The 16,729-nt window shown below is 66.6% G+C and carries 20 protein-coding genes; 6 read left to right on the top strand and 14 right to left on the bottom strand.

The genetic code is table 11. The features are described 5' to 3' along the window. Window positions 1-14: 14 nt before the first annotated feature. The gene (locus PCA10_RS25585) at window positions 15-650 is read right to left on the bottom strand and encodes a TetR family transcriptional regulator (RefSeq protein ID WP_016494990.1); all 636 of its coding nucleotides are present in this window, start codon (window positions 648-650) and stop codon (window positions 15-17) included. 140 nt (window positions 651-790) lie between these two features. On the opposite strand from PCA10_RS25585, the gene PCA10_RS25580 reads away from it, so the two are divergent. Then, complete coding sequence (locus tag PCA10_RS25580; RefSeq protein ID WP_016494989.1) at window positions 791-1,894, top strand: ferredoxin reductase; 1,104 nt, start codon at window positions 791-793, stop codon at window positions 1,892-1,894. 8 nt (window positions 1,895-1,902) lie between these two features. Next, complete coding sequence (locus tag PCA10_RS25575; protein WP_016494988.1) at window positions 1,903-2,964, top strand: fatty acid desaturase family protein; 1,062 nt, start codon at window positions 1,903-1,905, stop codon at window positions 2,962-2,964. A 63-nt stretch (window positions 2,965-3,027) separates the two neighbouring features. Here the strand turns inward: PCA10_RS25575 and PCA10_RS25570 are convergent, their stop codons facing one another. Continuing rightward, a complete protein-coding gene (locus PCA10_RS25570; RefSeq protein ID WP_016494987.1) occupies window positions 3,028-3,477 on the bottom strand; it encodes a hypothetical protein in 450 nt (149 codons plus the stop codon). Window positions 3,478-3,761: 284 nt separating this feature from the next. Here PCA10_RS25570 and PCA10_RS25565 point away from each other — a divergent pair, with 284 nt between their 5' ends. Further along, a complete protein-coding gene (locus tag PCA10_RS25565; protein WP_016494986.1) occupies window positions 3,762-5,813 on the top strand; it encodes an AsmA family protein in 2,052 nt (683 codons plus the stop codon). Between the two features lie 7 nt (window positions 5,814-5,820). On the opposite strand, the gene osmE (PCA10_RS25560) is transcribed toward PCA10_RS25565, so the two are convergent. From osmE (PCA10_RS25560) to PCA10_RS25535, 6 genes are all read right to left on the bottom strand, one after another. Then, entirely contained in the window at window positions 5,821-6,159 is a 339-nt protein-coding gene (osmE, locus tag PCA10_RS25560; RefSeq protein WP_016494985.1) for an osmotically-inducible lipoprotein OsmE, read from the bottom strand. A gap of 286 nt (window positions 6,160-6,445) precedes the next feature. Continuing rightward, on the bottom strand, window positions 6,446-6,814 hold the full coding sequence (gene osmE / locus PCA10_RS25555) for an osmotically-inducible lipoprotein OsmE (RefSeq protein ID WP_041770450.1): 369 nt from the start codon (window positions 6,812-6,814) through the stop codon (window positions 6,446-6,448). 102 nt (window positions 6,815-6,916) lie between these two features. After that, window positions 6,917-8,182, bottom strand: coding sequence for an Hsp70 family protein (locus PCA10_RS25550; RefSeq protein ID WP_016494983.1), 1,266 nt, complete (start codon window positions 8,180-8,182; stop codon window positions 6,917-6,919). Window positions 8,183-8,269: 87 nt separating this feature from the next. Then, complete coding sequence (locus tag PCA10_RS25545) at window positions 8,270-8,752, bottom strand: DUF6644 family protein (RefSeq protein ID WP_144277006.1); 483 nt, start codon at window positions 8,750-8,752, stop codon at window positions 8,270-8,272. A gap of 7 nt (window positions 8,753-8,759) precedes the next feature. After that, the gene (locus PCA10_RS25540) at window positions 8,760-9,113 is read right to left on the bottom strand and encodes a DUF6152 family protein (RefSeq protein ID WP_016494981.1); all 354 of its coding nucleotides are present in this window, start codon (window positions 9,111-9,113) and stop codon (window positions 8,760-8,762) included. Window positions 9,114-9,298: 185 nt separating this feature from the next. Beyond that, a complete protein-coding gene (locus PCA10_RS25535; RefSeq protein ID WP_016494980.1) occupies window positions 9,299-9,739 on the bottom strand; it encodes a YqaA family protein in 441 nt (146 codons plus the stop codon). 194 nt (window positions 9,740-9,933) lie between these two features. Between PCA10_RS25535 and PCA10_RS25530 the strand changes: the two genes are divergently transcribed. From PCA10_RS25530 to PCA10_RS25520, 3 genes are all read left to right on the top strand, one after another. Next, window positions 9,934-10,800: an isocitrate lyase/PEP mutase family protein gene (locus tag PCA10_RS25530; RefSeq protein ID WP_041770449.1), complete on the top strand. Its 867-nt coding sequence runs from the start codon at window positions 9,934-9,936 to the stop codon at window positions 10,798-10,800. Window positions 10,801-10,901: 101 nt separating this feature from the next. Further along, complete coding sequence (locus PCA10_RS25525; RefSeq protein ID WP_016494978.1) at window positions 10,902-11,168, top strand: DksA/TraR family C4-type zinc finger protein; 267 nt, start codon at window positions 10,902-10,904, stop codon at window positions 11,166-11,168. 162 nt (window positions 11,169-11,330) lie between these two features. Continuing rightward, window positions 11,331-11,852 (top strand): REP-associated tyrosine transposase, encoded by a 522-nt coding sequence (locus PCA10_RS25520; RefSeq protein ID WP_016494977.1) that lies wholly within the window; start codon window positions 11,331-11,333, stop codon window positions 11,850-11,852. Between the two features lie 115 nt (window positions 11,853-11,967). Here PCA10_RS25520 and ureC read toward each other — a convergent pair whose 3' ends face one another. The 6 genes from ureC to urtE all read right to left on the bottom strand — a co-directional run bounded on the left by ureC (window position 11,968) and on the right by urtE (window position 16,649). Continuing rightward, entirely contained in the window at window positions 11,968-13,668 is a 1,701-nt protein-coding gene (ureC, locus tag PCA10_RS25515) for an urease subunit alpha (RefSeq protein ID WP_016494976.1), read from the bottom strand. 103 nt (window positions 13,669-13,771) lie between these two features. Then, a complete protein-coding gene (locus PCA10_RS25510) occupies window positions 13,772-14,077 on the bottom strand; it encodes an urease subunit beta (protein WP_016494975.1) in 306 nt (101 codons plus the stop codon). After that, window positions 14,074-14,577, bottom strand: a complete 504-nt coding sequence (locus PCA10_RS25505) for a GNAT family N-acetyltransferase (protein WP_016494974.1) — start codon at window positions 14,575-14,577, stop codon at window positions 14,074-14,076. Before PCA10_RS25505 ends, PCA10_RS25510 begins: the two co-directional genes overlap by 4 nt. Window positions 14,578-14,733: 156 nt before the next feature. Further along, window positions 14,734-15,036 (bottom strand): urease subunit gamma, encoded by a 303-nt coding sequence (gene ureA, locus PCA10_RS25500; protein ID WP_016494973.1) that lies wholly within the window; start codon window positions 15,034-15,036, stop codon window positions 14,734-14,736. After that, window positions 15,036-15,875 carry an urease accessory protein UreD gene (locus PCA10_RS25495; RefSeq protein WP_016494972.1) on the bottom strand — a complete coding sequence of 280 codons (840 nt, stop codon included), beginning with the start codon at window positions 15,873-15,875 and terminating at the stop codon, window positions 15,036-15,038. Before PCA10_RS25495 ends, ureA begins: the two co-directional genes overlap by 1 nt. A 75-nt stretch (window positions 15,876-15,950) precedes the next feature. Then, on the bottom strand, window positions 15,951-16,649 hold the full coding sequence (gene urtE / locus PCA10_RS25490) for an urea ABC transporter ATP-binding subunit UrtE (protein ID WP_016494971.1): 699 nt from the start codon (window positions 16,647-16,649) through the stop codon (window positions 15,951-15,953). Window positions 16,650-16,729 lie beyond the last annotated feature (80 nt).

Raw genomic sequence — 16,729 nt, 5'->3', positions numbered from 1 at the left:
TGCTGGTGGGGCGGTCAGCCCTGGGGCTTGCCCGGACCTTGCCAGTGCTTGCCGCCGATCATGATGAAGCGCAGCTGCTGGGTGATCTTGGCGGCCGGCAGCAGATGGGCGGGCAGGTTCTGCGCCGGCGGGTCGATCAGCTCCGGCAGCGTGGCGAATACGGTTTTCACCACTAGGTCGGCCACCAGGTCCAGGCCCTGGTCGTCCAGGTGCGGCATGCGGTTGATCAGCTTGAGATCGGCCGCCAGGTCATCCGTGATGCGTTGGCGCAGGGCGCCGATGGCCTGGCGCACGGGCTGGGAGCCGCCGTACTGCTCACGGGCGAGGAAGAGGAACTGGCCACGGTTGGCGACCACCGCATCGAGGAAGATGCGCACCGACGCTTCGATGATGCCGCCCAGTTCGAACTCATGGTGGCGCACCACGCGGATGGTTGCGCGGAAGGTCTCGCCGACTTCTTCCACCAGCGCCAGGCCCAGTTCGTCCATGTCGCTGAAGTGGCGATAGAAACCGGTGGGCACTATGCCGGCGTTCTTCGTCACTTCCCGCAGGCTCAGGCTGCCGAAGCCGCGGCCACTGTCCATCAGGAGGCGCGCGGCATCCATCAGGGCGAGGCGGGTCTGCTGCTTCTGTTCCGAGCGTTGGGTCATGGGGCAGGGCCGGTGGCGAATGTGCGGCGCACTCTAGCAAAAGCGCTTCGCGGGCGTCGAACTCAGCTCAGTGAACAAGTGTTGACTATGTTTCGAATATTCGTGCAGCCTAGTGCACAACTGTTCACTGTGAATTTTTCATGTACCTAGTTCCCCTTTCCCTTGCGCGCCGCCTGGGTCCCGCGCTGAAACCCCTGCGTGCGCTGGTGGCCGGCGGCTGGCTGCAGGAGGCCGACACGGACTGCCTGCTGCGCCTGGTGCACCCGGCATTGCGCCTGAAACGGGTGTTCGCCCGGGTGGAGTCGCGCGTCTGGGTGGCCGACGACATGCTCGCCCTCGGCCTGCGTACCAATGGCAATGCCCATGGCTGGCGCCCTGGCCAGCACGTGCGGCTCTATCGCGAGCTGGATGGCGTGCGCCACGGCCGCAGCTACAGCCTGACGAAGGCGGAGCCCGACGGCCGCATCGAACTGGCGGTGAGGCGCCAGCCGGGCGGGCGTTTTTCCAACGGGTTGCTGGAGCGTCTTGAAGTCGGAAGCCTGGTGGAACTGGACCCGGCCCAAGGCGAACTGACCTGGCCGCATGAAGCTGGCTCGGTGCTGTTGCTGGCCGCCGGCAGCGGTATCACGCCCCTGCTGGGGTTGCTGCGCCACGCGCTGGCCCAGGGCTTCGCCGCACCGGTGACGCTGCTGCACTACGTGCGCCAACGCCGTCAGCGCGCCTTCGGCGAGGAACTGCAGGGGCTGATGGCGCGCTACCCCAACTTCCAGGTGCGTTGGGCCATCAGCGGCGAGGCGCCCGCGGCCGGTGAGCTGGCCGGACGCTTCCAGGCGGCCCACCTGGCAGGGCGGCCGGTCCACAGTCTGCTGGCCTGCGGTCCCCACGGTTTCGTCGCCAGTGTGGACGACTGGTGGCGGGCCGAGCCCCGTGCGGGTGGCTTGCAGGTGGAGGCCTTCACCCCGCCCGCGCCCAGTGTCGGCGGCGGTGAGCAGGTGCGCCTGCGCTTCGCCCGGTCCCACCGGGAGCTGCCGGGCAACAGCGCCGTCAATCTGCTGGAGCAGGCCGAGGCCCATGGCTTGCGTCCGCCCCATGGCTGCCGCCAGGGCATCTGCACCGCCTGCACCTGCCAATTGCTGGCCGGCGGCGTACGCGACCTGCGCACCGGTGGCCTGACCCATGGCCCGGGCTTGCCGATCCGCCTCTGTGTGAGCGCCCCGCTGGGCGATGTGGAACTGGACCTCTAGGAATCGAGATGCGACACGACCGCCAACTGACCGCCGCTGAACTGGACAGCTTCGGCGCCGAACTGGACGCCCTGCGCCAGCGCACCCTGGACGACCTGGGCGAGCCCGATGCCCGCTATATCCGTCGCATTCGCGCGGCGGTGCGCCTGTGCTGCTGGAGCGGCCGCGCCTTGCTGCTGCTCGGCTGGTTCCCGCCCACCTGGCTGCTGGGGGTGGCGCTGCTCGGGCTGGGCAAGATCCTCGAAAACATGGAACTGGGCCATAACGTCATGCACGGCCAGTACGACTGGATGAACGACCCGGAACTGCGCGGCACCCGCTACGAGTGGGATATCGCCGGCCCGGCCGACTTCTGGCGGCATACCCACAACCATATCCATCACAGCTACACCAATGTGCTGGGCAAGGACGACGACGTCGGCTATGGCCTGGTGCGGCTGTTCCCCGAGCAGCGCTGGAAGCCCTTCTATCGCTGGCAACCGCTCTGGGTGACGCTGCAGGCGCTGCTCTTCCAGTATTCGGTGGCGGTGCAGCACTTGCGCCTGGACCAGTACGTCAAGGGCCGGATGAGCCGTGCCGAATTGCGCCCGCTGCTGCGCCAGTTCAACGCGAAACTGCTGCGCCAGTCGGTCAAGGATTACCTGGCGTTCCCGCTGCTGGCGCTGCTGTTGGGCACCAGCGCGGCGGCGGTGCTGGTGGGCAATCTGCTGGCCAACCTGATCCGCAACCTCTGGACCTTCACCGTGATCTTCTGCGGCCACTTCACCGAACGCGCGGCGGTGTTTCCGCCCAGCGTGCTGGAGGGGGAAAGTCGCGGCCACTGGTACCTGCGCCAGCTGCGTGGTTCCAGCAACCTTACGGGCGGGCCGCTGTTGCATATCCTCACCGGCAACCTGAGTCACCAGATCGAGCATCACCTGTTCCCCGACCTGCCGGCGCGGCGCTACGCCGAGCTGGCGGTAGAGGTAAGGGAGATCGCCGCGCGCTATGGGCAGGTCTACAACAGCGGCCGCCTGTCGAGACAGTTCGGCACGGTTCTGCGGCGCATCTGGAAGTACCGGCTGGCCTGAGCTGAGCGGGAAAACAAAAAGCCCGGCTTGTGCCGGGCTTTGAGGGAGTGAAGCCTGTTGCGATCAGCTGACGCGCTGGGCCTGCAGCAGACGGTCGGAACCACCTTCGGCTACGCGGAAGCCATTGGTGCGGTCAGAGCCACCTTCGGCGATGCGATTGGCACCAGTGCGGTCGGCGCCACCTTCAGCGATGCGGTTGGCACCGGTACGGTCGGCGCCACCTTCGGCGATGCGGTTGGCACCGGTACGGTCGGCGCCACCTTCGGCGATGCGGTTGGCGCCGGTACGGTCAGCGCCACCTTCGGCGATGCGATTGGCGCCGGTACGCTCAGCGCCACCTTCGGCAACGCGGTCCAGGACCATGAAACCACCTTCAACGGCCACCGGCTCGATGACCCGCAGGTGACGGCCTTCGGTCGACTCGCCCAGTACGGGCTGTTCGTTGGACGGCAGGGCGAAAACGGCGGTGCTCAGGGAGGCGATGAACAGGGCGGCGAAGGCTTGGGTTTTCATGATCAAAGGCTCCTCAGGGGGGGCTGGAAACTGGGTACGGAGCCAATGTTACGGACCTGCCGTTGATTAAGAAGTGATCAGTCGAGATAGCAAACATCGACGCCGTTAATGATCCTTAAAGTCCTTTATGATCAGTGCCTTGATACTGGCTGGCGGAATGTTTCCGGGGCTTGGGGGTCAGTTCCGGCAGCAGAGAGTCTGAGCATCCGGGCGATTTCATGGGTCGATAGGCTATGGACGTCAGGCAACGCCTAGCGGCTGCCGAGGGAAGAGGGGAGAGGAAGATGACGCGTAGTCTCAGCATCCTGATCAGGACGGTCCTGGCGTTGACGCTGCTCCTGGCGGCCTTGCTGGTACTGGTCGCCACATTCGATTGGAACCGTATCAAGCCGGCGCTCAACGAGCGGGTCGCCGCCGAACTGGGCAGGCCGTTCGCCATCGAAGGCGACCTGCGGGTGATCTGGCAGCGCGAGGAAGGCGAGGGCGGCTGGCGGGCACCGCTGCCCTGGCCGCGCTTCGTCGCCGAGCAACTGCACCTGGGCAACCCGGAATGGGCCAAGGGCGGTGATTTCCTCAGCCTCGAACGGGTGGAGTTCCGCGTCGCGCCGTTGCCGCTGCTCTGGCGGCAACTGAGCATTCCGCGCATCGATCTGGGCGCGCCGAGGGCCAGCGTTCGGCGCCTGGCCGACGGCCGCAACAACTGGACCTTCGAGTTGCCGGCCAAGCCTGAAGGCGAGGAGGGAAAAGCCTCCAGCTGGACCCTGGATATCGGCACCATCGGTTTCGACAAGGGCCAGGTCCAGGTGGACGACGCCCAGACCCGCACCCGGCTCGACATCCTCGTCGATCCGCTCGGCAAGCCCATCCCGTTCAGCGACCTGCTGCCGGCCAAGGGTGCCAAGCCGGGCAACGTCTCCGCCCAGGACTATGCCTTCGGCTGGCGGGCCAAGGGCAGCTACCGGGGCCAGCCACTGGATGGCAGCGGCAAGCTGGGCGGGTTGCTGGCGCTGCAGAACGCCGACCTGCCCTTTCCGATGCAGGCCGACATCAAGGCCGGCGACACCCGCATCGCGCTGCTGGGCACCCTGACCGACCCCCGCCGCCTGGGTGCCCTGGACCTGCGCCTGCAGCTGTCCGGCAAGAGCCTGGCCCAGCTCTACCCGCTCACCGGCGTGACCCTGCCGGAAACGCCGGCCTATAGCACCGACGGTCGGCTGCTGGCCAAGCTGCACGAGCCCGGCGGCGCCGAGTTTCGCTACCAGGGCTTCAACGGCCGCATCGGCGGCAGCGACATCCATGGCGACCTCACCTATGTGGCCCGCCAGCCGCGCCCCAAACTCTCCGGCTCGCTGACCTCGGAGCAGCTGCGTTTCGTCGACCTCGGCCCGCTGATCGGCGCCGACTCCAGGGCCGGGCAGCAGGCCCGTGGCGTTTCCAGCCGTCAGCCCACGGACAAGGTGCTGCCGGTGGAGGAATTCCGCACCGAGCGCTGGCGCGTGATGGACGCCGACGTGAGCTTCACCGGCAAGCGCATCCAGCACAGCGAAAAACTGCCCGTCACCGACCTGGCCACCCATCTGGTGCTCGACGATGGCGTGCTCAACCTGGAACCGCTGCGCTTCGGTGTGGCCGGCGGCAGCCTGGAGGCGACCATCCGCCTGGACGGCCGGCGCACCCCGTTGGCCGGCAAGGCGCGGCTCGACGCCCGGCATTTCAAGCTCAAGGAGCTGTTCCCCAGCGTCCAGGCGATGCGCAACAGCCTGGGTGAGCTGAACGGCAAGGCCGACCTGTCCGGCACCGGCAACTCGGTGGCGGCCCTGCTGGGCAGCGCCAACGGTGACCTGCAGATGCTGGTCAACGACGGCACCATCAGCCGCAACCTGATGGAGATCGCCGGACTCAACGTGGGCAATTACCTGGTGGGCCGGCTGTTCGGCGACGAGGAGGTGAAGATCAATTGCGCGGCGGCGGACCTGGGTCTCAAGGACGGCCTGGTGACGCCACGGCTGTTCGTCTTCGATACCGAGAACGCCCTGGTGCATATCGACGGCAGCGCGAACCTGCGCAGCGAGCGGCTGGATCTCAGCGTCAACCCGGAATCCAAGGGCATGCGGGTGTTCTCGCTGCGTTCGCCGCTCTACGTGCGGGGGACGTTCAAGAATCCCCAGGCGGGGGTGCAGACGGTGCCGTTGATGGTACGTGGGGCGGGGATGCTGGCACTGGGCGTGGCGGTGGCGCCGGCGGCTGCACTGCTGGCGCTGGTGGCCCCGGCGGGTGGCGGGGGCGAGGACGGCCATGCCTGTGCGCCGCTGTTGCAGAAGCTGGGGCGGCGTTAGACCCGGCTCAGAGCATTTCGCGTTCGGCCTGCTCCCGCTGGCCGCAGGTCATGAAGCCCTTGTGGCGCACGCGGCCGCTGCTGTCGAAGCTGATGTGGTAAGGCTGCTGGTGGCCTTGCTCATTGAGGATGTAGTTGTTGCAGGAGCCGGGATGCACGCTGCGCTGGACGATGGAAGAAGGGCGCCCGCCAATGATCAGGACTTGCTGCCGGCTCATGCCGGGCTCCACTTCACTCACCAGGGGTTGGTCGCGGAAAGTGATGTAGTCCGTGGGGTTTTCGATCTTGCTGGCACAGCCCGCCATTGATGCCAGGGCACAAGCCATGACAAGCGCTTGCTTGTACATCATGGGTCCTCGTGGGTTCACGCAGTTGAAACACAGCGCTTGGAACATCGGAAGCTGGGGAGAGTTCGCCGGCAAACGTCGCAAGTGCGATCAGGCGATGGACGGCATTGCGCCAGTAGCTGGCGCAATGCCCGGAGATGAGGGTGGGAACCGCTACTGGCGCGGCTTCCAGATTGAATGATGGCGAAGTGAGATCCGTGGATGGCGTTTTTCCATCCACCAGCGGCGCCATGGGGGGCTTCGAATGGTGGACCGGTGAAGCGTGGCCCACCCTACGGCCGCGGCATCAGTAGCCGCCGCCGTGCTCGACGTTCTTCTGCGCCTTCTCGAGCTCGACCTTTTCCCGCTGCGCGCAACTCATGAAGCCCGAGTGCTCGACCCGTCCATCGCGGTCGAAGCTGACGTGGAAGGCCTGCTGGTGGCCGTCCTGATTGAGCACGTAGTCGTTGCAGGTGCCCGCATTGACCTTGCGCCGCATGGCGGAGGAAGGCGGACCGCCGATATTGCGCACCTGCTGCTCGGTCATGCCGTCTTCCACCTGCTTGACCAGCGGCTGGTTGCGGTAGGTGTAGTAGTCGGTGGGGTTTTCCAGCTTGCTGGCGCAGCCGACCGTGGAGGCCAGGGCGCAGGCCAGCAACAATCCGTGCTTGCTCATGGCGGAAGTTTCCATTCTGGCGCGGTCTCCCCGCGATGGGTTTGAGCCTAGTCCGCCTGTCCGGCCCGTCAGTTCGTACCGGGCCGGTTTGCCGATGAACGGTCAGCCGTAGCGTTTCTTCGCTTCGATGGCCAGGCCGCTTCCGATGCTGCCGAACAGGTTGCCTTCCACCTGGCGGGCGTTGGGCAGCATGGCCGCCACGCTCTGGCGCAGCGCCGGGATGCCGCTGGAACCACCGGTGAAGAACAGCGTGTCGACCTGGTCGGCACGCACGCCGGCCTGGACCAGCAAGGCATCGACACTGGTGCGGATGCGCGCCAGCAGGTCGTCGATGGCGCTCTCGAACAGCGGACGGGTCAGTTCCACCGCCAGGCCCGGTTCGACGCGCGCCAGGTCGATGCGGCGGCTTGCGGCCTCGGTCAGCGCGATCTTGCTCTCTTCCACCTGCATCGCCAGCCAGTGGCCGGCGCGCTGCTCGATGAGGCTGAACAGGCGATCGATGCCGGTGGCGTCGACTATGTCGTAGCGCATGTTCTTCAGCGCCAGCTGCGTCTTCTGCGCGTAGACGACGTTGATGGTGTGCCAGGTGGCCAGGTTCAGGTGGTAGCTGGTGGGCATCAGCGCGTCGCTCTTCATCCGGCTGCCATAGCCGAACAGCGGCATCACGCCCTGCAGGCTGAGCTGCTTGTCGAAGTCGGTACCGCCCACGTGCACGCCACCGGTGGCAAGGATGTCGTCCTGGCGCTCGGCCACTTCGCGGCGCTGGGGCGACAGGCGCACCAGGGAGAAGTCCGAGGTACCGCCACCGATGTCGACGATCAGTACCAGCTCCTCGCGCTCGATGCCGCGCTCGTAGTCGAAGGCGGCGGCGATGGGTTCGTACTGGAAGGACACGTCCTTGAAGCCGAGCTTGTGCGCCACGGCCACCAGGGTGTTCTGTGCTTCCTGGTCGGCCTCGGGGTCGTCATCCACGAAGAACACCGGACGGCCCAGCACCACCTGCTCGAACTCGCGGCCCGCGGCGGTTTCGGCGCGCTGCTTGAGTTGGCCGATGAACAGGCCCAGCAGGTCCTTGAAGGGCATGGCGCTGCCCAGAACCGTGGTCTCGCTTTTCAGCAGCGGCGAACCCAGCAGGCTTTTCAGCGAGCGCATCAGGCGGCCTTCATAGCCTTCCAGGTACTCGTGCAGGGCCAGGCGACCGTAGACCGGACGACGCTCCTCGGTGTTGAAGAACACTACCGAGGGCAGGGTGATCTTCCCGTCTTCCAGGGCGATCAGCGGTTCCACATCCGGGCGCCACCAGCCGACGGTGGAGTTGGAGGTGCCGAAGTCGATGCCCAGGGCCTGGGCGGGAAGATGGTTGCTCATGTCGCGGGTGTTCCGGAAAAAAACGGCCGAGCAGTTTACGCGAGCGGCCGCCTGCGGTCAGCGCAATTCGTCGTGCGGAGCGATTCGTCAGACATAGGCCAGCAGCCGCCCGGCCGCCATGGCGCCGCACCAGAGCAGGATCGACAGCCCCACCTGCAGCCGTCCGGCCAAAGGCGGCCGCAGGTCCCAGTGCTCCAGGCTGGCTGTCCACAGCGCCCGAAACAGCAGCGCGTTGATGATGCCCAGGGCCACCAGCAGCAACTTTAGTTGCAGCAGCCAGTTCCCCAGCAGCGGCCCCGCATCGGCGGCGAACAGGCAGAAGCCGGTGAGCAGCATCAGCAGCAGGCCGGCGATTCCGATGGGCGTGAGCCGGCGCGAAGCCGCCTGCACGGGGACCTCCCGGGCCAGGCCGAGCAGGCGCAGATCGAGCAGCAGCATGGCCCCCAGCAGCATCACCAGTCCCGCCAGGTGCAGGAGATTGGCGGCGGGGTAGAACAGCTCGGAGCTGCGCATCAGCGCGCCGAAAGCGGAACCTTCGAGGCGCTGCATCCAGGGCAGCAGGAACTCCACCACCGACTTAGCGCAGCTCCACGGTGCGGCCGTCGACTATCACCCGTTCGGCGCGGATCTCCGCCTCGCCGTCCTTGCGCGGGTAGCCGACTATGGTGATGCGCTTGCCCGGCAGCAGGTCGGACTCGGGCAGCCCGCGCGCCGCCATGCGGCTGATGGGGGCCAGTACCACGTGCCATTCGCGGCCCTCGAAGTCGACGGTGATATGGGCGTGGGGGTTGCGGTAGGAGACCGTCTTGATCGGCGCTTCGAAGTTCAACGACTTGTCCGCGTCATAGGAACTCCAGCCGTGGTGGGCGAAGGCGGCGGTGGCACCGAGCACCAGGGCGAGGCAGGCGACCAGCAGGGCGAGTTTTCTCATGGGATGAGCCTCCAGGCAGCGACCCGGAAAGCGTAGGCGATGCTGGGCGTAGCGGTATCGCGGGCAGTATCCCGCAACACAATGTCCAGCCTTACTCGCCGTAGGATGGGTCGGGCGGCGTTCCGCGAGCGAAGCGATACCCATCAAGCGGGCCCCGTCGAGGTTGCGTTGGCTTGTTGGATCGCTCAGGTCATCCAACCCAGGGTCAGCGCCGCCAGCACCAGGTAACGCCCGGCCTTGGCCAGGGTCACCAGCACCAGGAACACCCAGAAGGATTCGCGCATCACCCCGGCCACCAGGGTCAGCGGATCGCCGATCACCGGCACCCAGGCCAGCAGCAGCGACCAGCGTCCGTAGCGTTGGTAGAAGGCCTGGGCCCGCTCCATCTGCGCCGGTTTCACCGGGAACCAGCGACGGTCACGCCAATGCTCCACGTAGCGCCCCAGCAGCCAGTTCACCAGCGAGCCGAGCACATTGCCGAGGGTCGCCACCGCCACCAGTGCCCAGGCCGGATGGGCCTTGGCCAGCAGCAGGCCTACCAGCACCGCTTCCGACTGCAGGGGTAGCAGGGTGGCGGCGCCGAATGCGGAGAGGAACAGGCCCAGGTAGGCGGTGAGTGCCAGCACGCAAGGGTCTCGATGGAGGGTGCGCCAGTGTGGCGGCCGACGAAGGGCGGAACAAGCTGCGCGGCGCCTTAAGCGGATTGAAAGACTGATCCGTTAGAATGGGCGCAGTCTGACAATGGAAAAACGGGGGCGCCGACTTCAGAGTCATGAAGCCGGCTTTATCCTGACCCCCCTCTGATAACTTTGGTGCCCCTATGCGTAGAGCTTCTCATCACGAGTTGCGCACGGCTTTCCGTGCGTTGCTGGACTCGGACTCCTGCTTCCACACCGCCTCGGTGTTCGACCCCATGTCCGCCCGCATCGCCGCCGACCTCGGCTTCGAGGTCGGCATCCTCGGCGGCTCGGTTGCCTCCCTGCAGGTACTGGCCGCGCCCGATTTCGCGCTGATCACCCTCAGCGAATTCGTCGAGCAGGCCGCCCGCATCGGCCGCGTCTCGCGCCTGCCGGTGATCGCCGACGCCGACCACGGCTATGGCAACGCCCTCAACGTGATGCGCACCGTGGTCGAGCTGGAGCGCGCCGGCATTGCCGCGCTGACCATCGAGGACACCCTGCTGCCGGCCCAGTTCGGTCGCAAGTCCACCGACCTGATCCCGGTCGAAGAAGGTGTGGGCAAGATCCGCGCGGCCCTGGAAGCACGGGTTGACCCGGACCTGGCGATCATCGCCCGCACCAACGCCGGGGTGCTCAGCACCGAGGAAGTGATCAAGCGCACCAAGGCCTACCAGGCCGCCGGCGCCGATGGCATCTGCATGGTCGGCGTAACCGATTTCGAGCACCTGGAGCAGATCGCCGAACACCTGAGCGTGCCGCTGATGCTGGTCACCTACGGCAACCCCAAGCTGCGCGACAACGAACGCCTCGCCCGCCTCGGCGTGCGCATCGTGGTCAACGGCCACGCGGCCTACTTCGCCGCCATCAAGGCCACCTACGACTGCCTGCGCGAGCAGCGCCAGGTGTCCACCGGTACCGAGCTGACCGCCACCGAACTGACCCACAAGTACACCTTGCCCGAGGACTACATCGTCTGGGCCGAGGAATTCATGAACGTGAAGGAGTAACGACCTCCGCTTGTCGCCAGCCGACCCCCACCCTTGCAAAGGCCCGTCACCAGGCCCATAACTCGATCAGTACGCACTTTTCGAACCCGTGGGAGGTCAGCATGGCCAGTGGTTGGGCCGGCGACGGCGCCGTCCAGGAACAGATCGACAGCACCATCGAGGATGCCGTCCAGCGCGCGCGCAGCCAGTTGCCCAAAGGCGAGAGCCTGACGCATTGCGAAGAGTGCGACACGCCCATCCCCCAGGCCCGCCGCGAGGCCATCCCCGGCGTGCGCCTGTGCGTCAAATGCCAGACCGAACACGACCGGGAAAACGCCGCCTACGCCGGCTACAACCGGCGGGGGAGCAAGGACAGTCAGTTGCGTTGAGGCATGCGCGAAACCCAACGACAGGCGTAGGTTGGTCCGAGCTTGGCGAGGCCCAACATTCCTACCATCTCGCTGGCCGTTTCCTTCCCCCATCCAGGCCCTCTCCGACTCTCGCTCCTCCTAGACTGCCCGCTCGGCATTCGTACCAGGGAGGGTTGGGCCATGCGCTATCGACGCGACTTCGTGCCGGGTGGCACGTACTTCTTCACGGTCAATCTGGCGGATCGATCACAACGGTTGCTGACGGATCATGTCGATGGGCTGCGCTTCGCTTTTCAGCGCGTGAAGAAGCGGCATCCCTTCGAGATCCCCGCCATGGTCGTGCTGCCCGAGCACTTGCATGCCATCTGGGTGCTTCCGGAGGGCGAGGCCGATTTCTCGCTGCGCTGGCGGCAGATCAAGGGGACCTTCTCCCGGCTGCTTCCTGAGTTGGAATGGGTTAGCCGGTCGCGGAACGAAAGACGGGAGCGGAACATCTGGCAGAGGCGCTTCTGGGAGCATCAGATACGTGATGACCAGGATTTTTCCCGGCATGTCGATTACATCCACATCAATCCGGTGAAGCATGGGCATGTCCGTCGTGCTTCGGATTGGCCGTATTCATCCATCCATCGCTACATCCGCGTGGGCTTGATCAGCGCCGATTGGGCCTGTGAGCCCGGCGATGGCTCATTCGGTGAGTGACCGTAGGTTGGTCCGAGCAGCGCGAGGCCCAACAGGGTGTGCTGGGATTGTTGTGTTGGGCTTCGCTGCGCTCTGCCCAACCTACGGGTTGGGCATCCAGGTGGATGCCGGTTGATCAGAACAGGAAATACCGCTGCGCCATCGGCAGCACCTCGGCCGGTTCGCACCAGAGCAGTTGGCCGTCGGCTTTCACCTGGTAGTTCTGCGGGTCCACCTCGATTTCCGGGGTGTAGTCGTTGTGGATCAGGTCTGCCTTGGTCACCGTGCGGCAGCCTTTCACCACGCCGATCCTCTTCTTCAGGCCAAGCCGCTCGGGCACGCCGGCGTCGAAGGCGGCCTGGCTGATGAAGGTGATGCTGGTGGCGTGGCGGCTGCCGGCGAAGCTCGCGAACATCGGCCGGTAGTGCACCGGTTGCGGGGTAGGGATGGAGGCGTTGGCGTCGCCCATCAGGCTGGCGGCGATGGCTCCGCCCTTGAGGATCAGGGTCGGTTTCACCCCGAAGAAGGCCGGGCGCCAGAGCACCAGGTCGGCCCACTTGCCCACCTCGATGGAGCCCACTTCGTGGCTGATGCCATGGGTGATGGCCGGGTTGATGGTGTACTTGGCGATGTAGCGCTTGGCGCGGAAGTTGTCGTTGCCCGGGGCGTCCTCGGGCAGGGCGCCGCGTTGCTTCTTCATCTTGTCGGCGGTCTGCCAGGTGCGGGTGATCACCTCGCCGACGCGGCCCATGGCCTGGCTGTCGGAGCTGATCATGCTGAACGCGCCGAGGTCGTGGAGGATGTCTTCGGCGGCGATGGTCTCGCGGCGGATGCGGCTTTCGGCGAAGGCCACGTCCTCGGCGATGCTCGGGTCCAGGTGGTGGCAGACCATGAGCATGTCCAGGTGCTCGTCGATGGTGTTGCGGGTGAAGGGCCGGGTCGGGTTGGTGGAGCTGGGCAGCACGTTGGGGAAACCGCAGGCCTTGATGATGTCGGGGGCGTGGCCGCCGCCGGCGCCCTCGGTGTGGTAGGTGTGGATGGTGCGGCCCTTGAAGGCGCCCAGGGTGGTCTCGACGAAGCCGGACTCGTTCAGGGTGTCGGTGTGGATTGCCACCTGCACGTCGTACTGGTCGGCCACGGTGAGGCAGTTGTCGATGGACGCCGGGGTGGTGCCCCAGTCCTCGTGCAGCTTCAGGCCGATGGCGCCGGCTTTCACCTGCTCGATCAGGGGTTCGGGCAGCGAGGCGTTGCCCTTGCCGGTGAAGCCGATGTTCATCGGGAAGGCGTCGGCGGCCTGGAGCATGCGCGCCATGTGCCAGGGGCCGGAGGTGCAGGTGGTGGCGTTGGTGCCGGTGGCCGGCCCGGTGCCGCCGCCGACCATGGTGGTGACGCCGCTCATCAGGGCCTCTTCGATCTGCTGCGGGCAGATGAAGTGGATGTGGGTGTCGATGCCGCCGGCGGTGAGGATCATGCCCTCGCCGGCGATCACTTCGGTGCTGGCGCCGACGGCGATGGTCACGTCGGGCTGGATGTCCGGGTTGCCGGCCTTGCCGATGGCGGCAATGCGGCCGTCCTTGAGGCCGACGTCTGCCTTGACCACGCCCCAGTGGTCGAGGATCAGGGCGTTGGTGATCAGGGTGTCGACCACATCGGCCGCCAGCAGCTGGCCCTGGCCCATGCCGTCGCGGATCACCTTGCCGCCGCCGAACTTCACTTCTTCGCCGTAGGTGGTGAAGTCCTTCTCCACTTCGATCCACAGGTCGGTGTCGGCCAGGCGCACCTTGTCGCCGACGGTGGGGCCGAACATGTCGGCGTAGGCTTGGCGGGAAATCTTCATCGTTGGTCCTGTCCGTAGGATGGGTTAGCCACGCAGTGGCGTAACCCATCGTTGCGAGATGATGGGTATCGCTTCGCTCGACCCATCCTACGAGTTGTCCTGTTCAGAGCTCGCCCATCACCCGGCCGGCGAAGCCGAACACGCGGCGTTTTCCCGCGAGTTCCACCAGCTCCACCTCGCGGCTCTGGCCGGGTTCGAAGCGCACGGCGGTGCCGGCCGGGATGTTCAGGCGCATGCCCCGTGTGGCGGCGCGGTCGAAGGCCAGGGCGTCGTTGGTCTCGAAGAAGTGGTAGTGGGAGCCCACCTGGATCGGCCGGTCGCCGGTATTGGCCACGGAGAGGGTCAGGGTGCGGCGGCCGACGTTGAGCTCGATCTCACCGTCCTGGATCTGGTATTCGCCGGGGATCATCGCGGTTGCTCCAGCATCAGTTGCATGAAGGTGAGGTCGAGCCAGCGGCCGAACTTGCGCCCCACCTGGGGCATCCGCCCGGTGGTGGCGAAGCCGAGGCGCTCGTGCAGGCGGATGGAGGCGGCGTTCTCGCTTTCGATGGCCGCCACCATCACGTGCAGCGAGGCGGCGCGGGCGCGTTCGATCAGCGCCTGCATCAGCGCGGGGCCGAGGCCCTGGCCGCGCTGGTCGCCGCGCACGTAGACCGAGTGTTCCACGGTGTGGCGGAAGCCCTCGATGGTGCGCCAGGTACCGTAGCTGGCGTAGCCCAGCACCTCGCCGGCGGCGTCCACCGCCACCAGCACCGGGAAGCCCGCGGCGCTGCGGTCGGCGAGCCAGGAGCGGCGGTTGGCCAGGTCCACCAGGGTTTCGTTCCAGATCGCCGTGGTGTTCTCCACGGCGTCGTTGTAGATGGCGAGGATGCCGGGCAGGTCGGCTTCTCCTGCATCACGAATGATCATGTTTTCGGGTCTCCAGGAAGTCGTTCAAGGTCGTAGCGAGCGCAGCTCAGGCAAGGCGCAAGCCGGCGAGGATGCGGAGTTGACGCCTGTCAATGAGCAATCCGAGCCGGCTTGCAACGCCGCATGGGCAAGTGCAGTAGACATTGGACGATTTCCTCAGGCGATTGGTTGGTGGACGGTTACTAGCTTGGTGCCATCCGGGAAGGTGGCCTCGATCTGGATCTCCGGGATCATCTCCGGCACCCCTTCCATCACCTGGTCACGGGAAAGCAGGGTGGTGCCGTAGTGCATCAGCTCGGCCACGGTGCGGCCGTCGCGGGCGCCCTCCAGCAGGGCGGCAGAGATCAGCGCCATGGCTTCCGGGTAGTTGAGCTTCAGGCCACGGGCCAGGCGCCGCTCGGCCACCAGGCCGGCGGTGAAGATCAGCAGCTTGTCTTTTTCACGGGGGGTGAGGTCCATCAGGTACTCCAGATACGCGGCAGCAGGGCCTCGCGGCCGAGCAGGGCAGGGCGCAACAGGCGCCAGAGGTCGATCAGCCAGGCGCGGGCGTGCAGCGCCTCGGGGGCGAGGCAGCGGGCCACCAGCAGGCCGGGCAGTGGGGTCAGGTCGCCGCGTCCGGCACAGGGCCGTTCGCGGCAGCGTTCGAGCAGTTCGGGGTCGATTTCGCCGGTGACGATCAGGGTGGCGAACACCGGCTGGCCAGCCAGGCCGATGGGCGAGTCCAGCAGGCCGTCGGCGCCCTCGATGCGCTGGCGTTCGTGCCAGAGCAGCTGGCCGTCGCGGCGGATGTCCAGTTGCGCCTGGAAGTGCCCTTCGGCGAAGCGCTCGCCGGCCGCCGGGCGGCCGAGGGCGACCATGTCCCAGTAGAACAATCGGGCGTCGCCGATCAGCTCGATGCGGGTGGCAAGCTCGGCCTGAGCGCCGGAGAAGACGATGGTCTCCTGGGGCAACCATTCCAGGGTGGCGCCGGCCTCGACGTTGAGGGCGAGGGTCTGGAACGCGGGACCGGCGGCGCGGTACCACTTGGCCGCACCGGGGCTGGTGAGCTGGGCCCAGGCGCCTTCGCCGACGCGGGCGGAGAGGTCCAGGCGGTCACCGCCGGCGATGCCGCCGGGCGGGTGGACGATGATGTGCTGGCACACTTGCGGGCCCTCGGCGTGCAGGTGCTTCTGCACCCGCAGCGGGCCCTGGTGGCGGCGCAGCACCGGGCGTGTGGTGGCGCCGTCCAGGGCATAGGCCAGCTCCAGCTCGGCGTGCCAGCTGGGGGTGAACAGGGCGGTGTTGGCAGGTGCGTTCATGGGGCGTTCTTGTAGGGTGGGTTAGCCGCGAAGCGGCGTAACCCACGCGGTGCAATGAATTCGTAGGGCGCGATTCTAGATGGTCACCAGGCCGCGTACGCCTTCGGTTTCCATGTTTTCGCCACGGCCTTGCTGGATGATTTCGCCACGGCTCATCACCAGGTACTGGTCGGCCAGCTCGGCGGCGAAGTCGTAGAACTGCTCCACCAGCAGGATGGCCATGTCGCCGCGCTCGGCGAGTTTGCGGATCACCGCGCCGATCTCCTTGATCACCGAGGGCTGGATGCCTTCGGTGGGCTCGTCGAGGATCAGCAGGCGCGGCTGGCTGGCCAGGGCGCGGCCGATGGCGAGTTGTTGCTGCTGGCCGCCGGAGAGGTCGCCGCCCCGGCGCTGCTTCATCTCGCGCAGCACCGGGAAGAGCTCGTAGATGGACTCCGGCACCGCCTTGGCGTCCTTGGCGCTGAAGCGGGAGAGCCCCATCAGCAGGTTCTCTTCCACCGTCAGGCGCGGGAATATCTCGCGGCCCTGGGGGACATAGGCGATGCCGGCGTGCACCCGCTGGTGCGGCTTGAAGCCGGTGATGGCGCGGCCTTCCCAGTTCACCGCGCCTTCCTTGGCCGGGATCAGGCCCATCAGGCATTTCAGCAGGGTGGTCTTGCCCACCCCGTTGCGCCCGAGCAGGCAGGTGACTTCGCCCACCTTCGCCTCGAAGGACAGGCCGCGGAGGATGTGGCTGCCGCCGTAGTACTGGTGGAGCTTGTCGACTGTCAGCATGTGTTGTCCTTGTCTTTGCGCAGGGTGGATCGCGCTTCATCGATCCACCGTGCCGTGCGCCTGGTGGATGAAAAAAGCGT

Origin of the sequence: Pseudomonas resinovorans NBRC 106553, assembly GCF_000412695.1 — a bacterium.
Lineage (GTDB): Bacteria > Pseudomonadota > Gammaproteobacteria > Pseudomonadales > Pseudomonadaceae > Metapseudomonas > Metapseudomonas resinovorans_A.
Note: the sequence above shows the minus strand (reverse complement) of the source record. Positions and strands in the feature narration are given on the sequence as shown.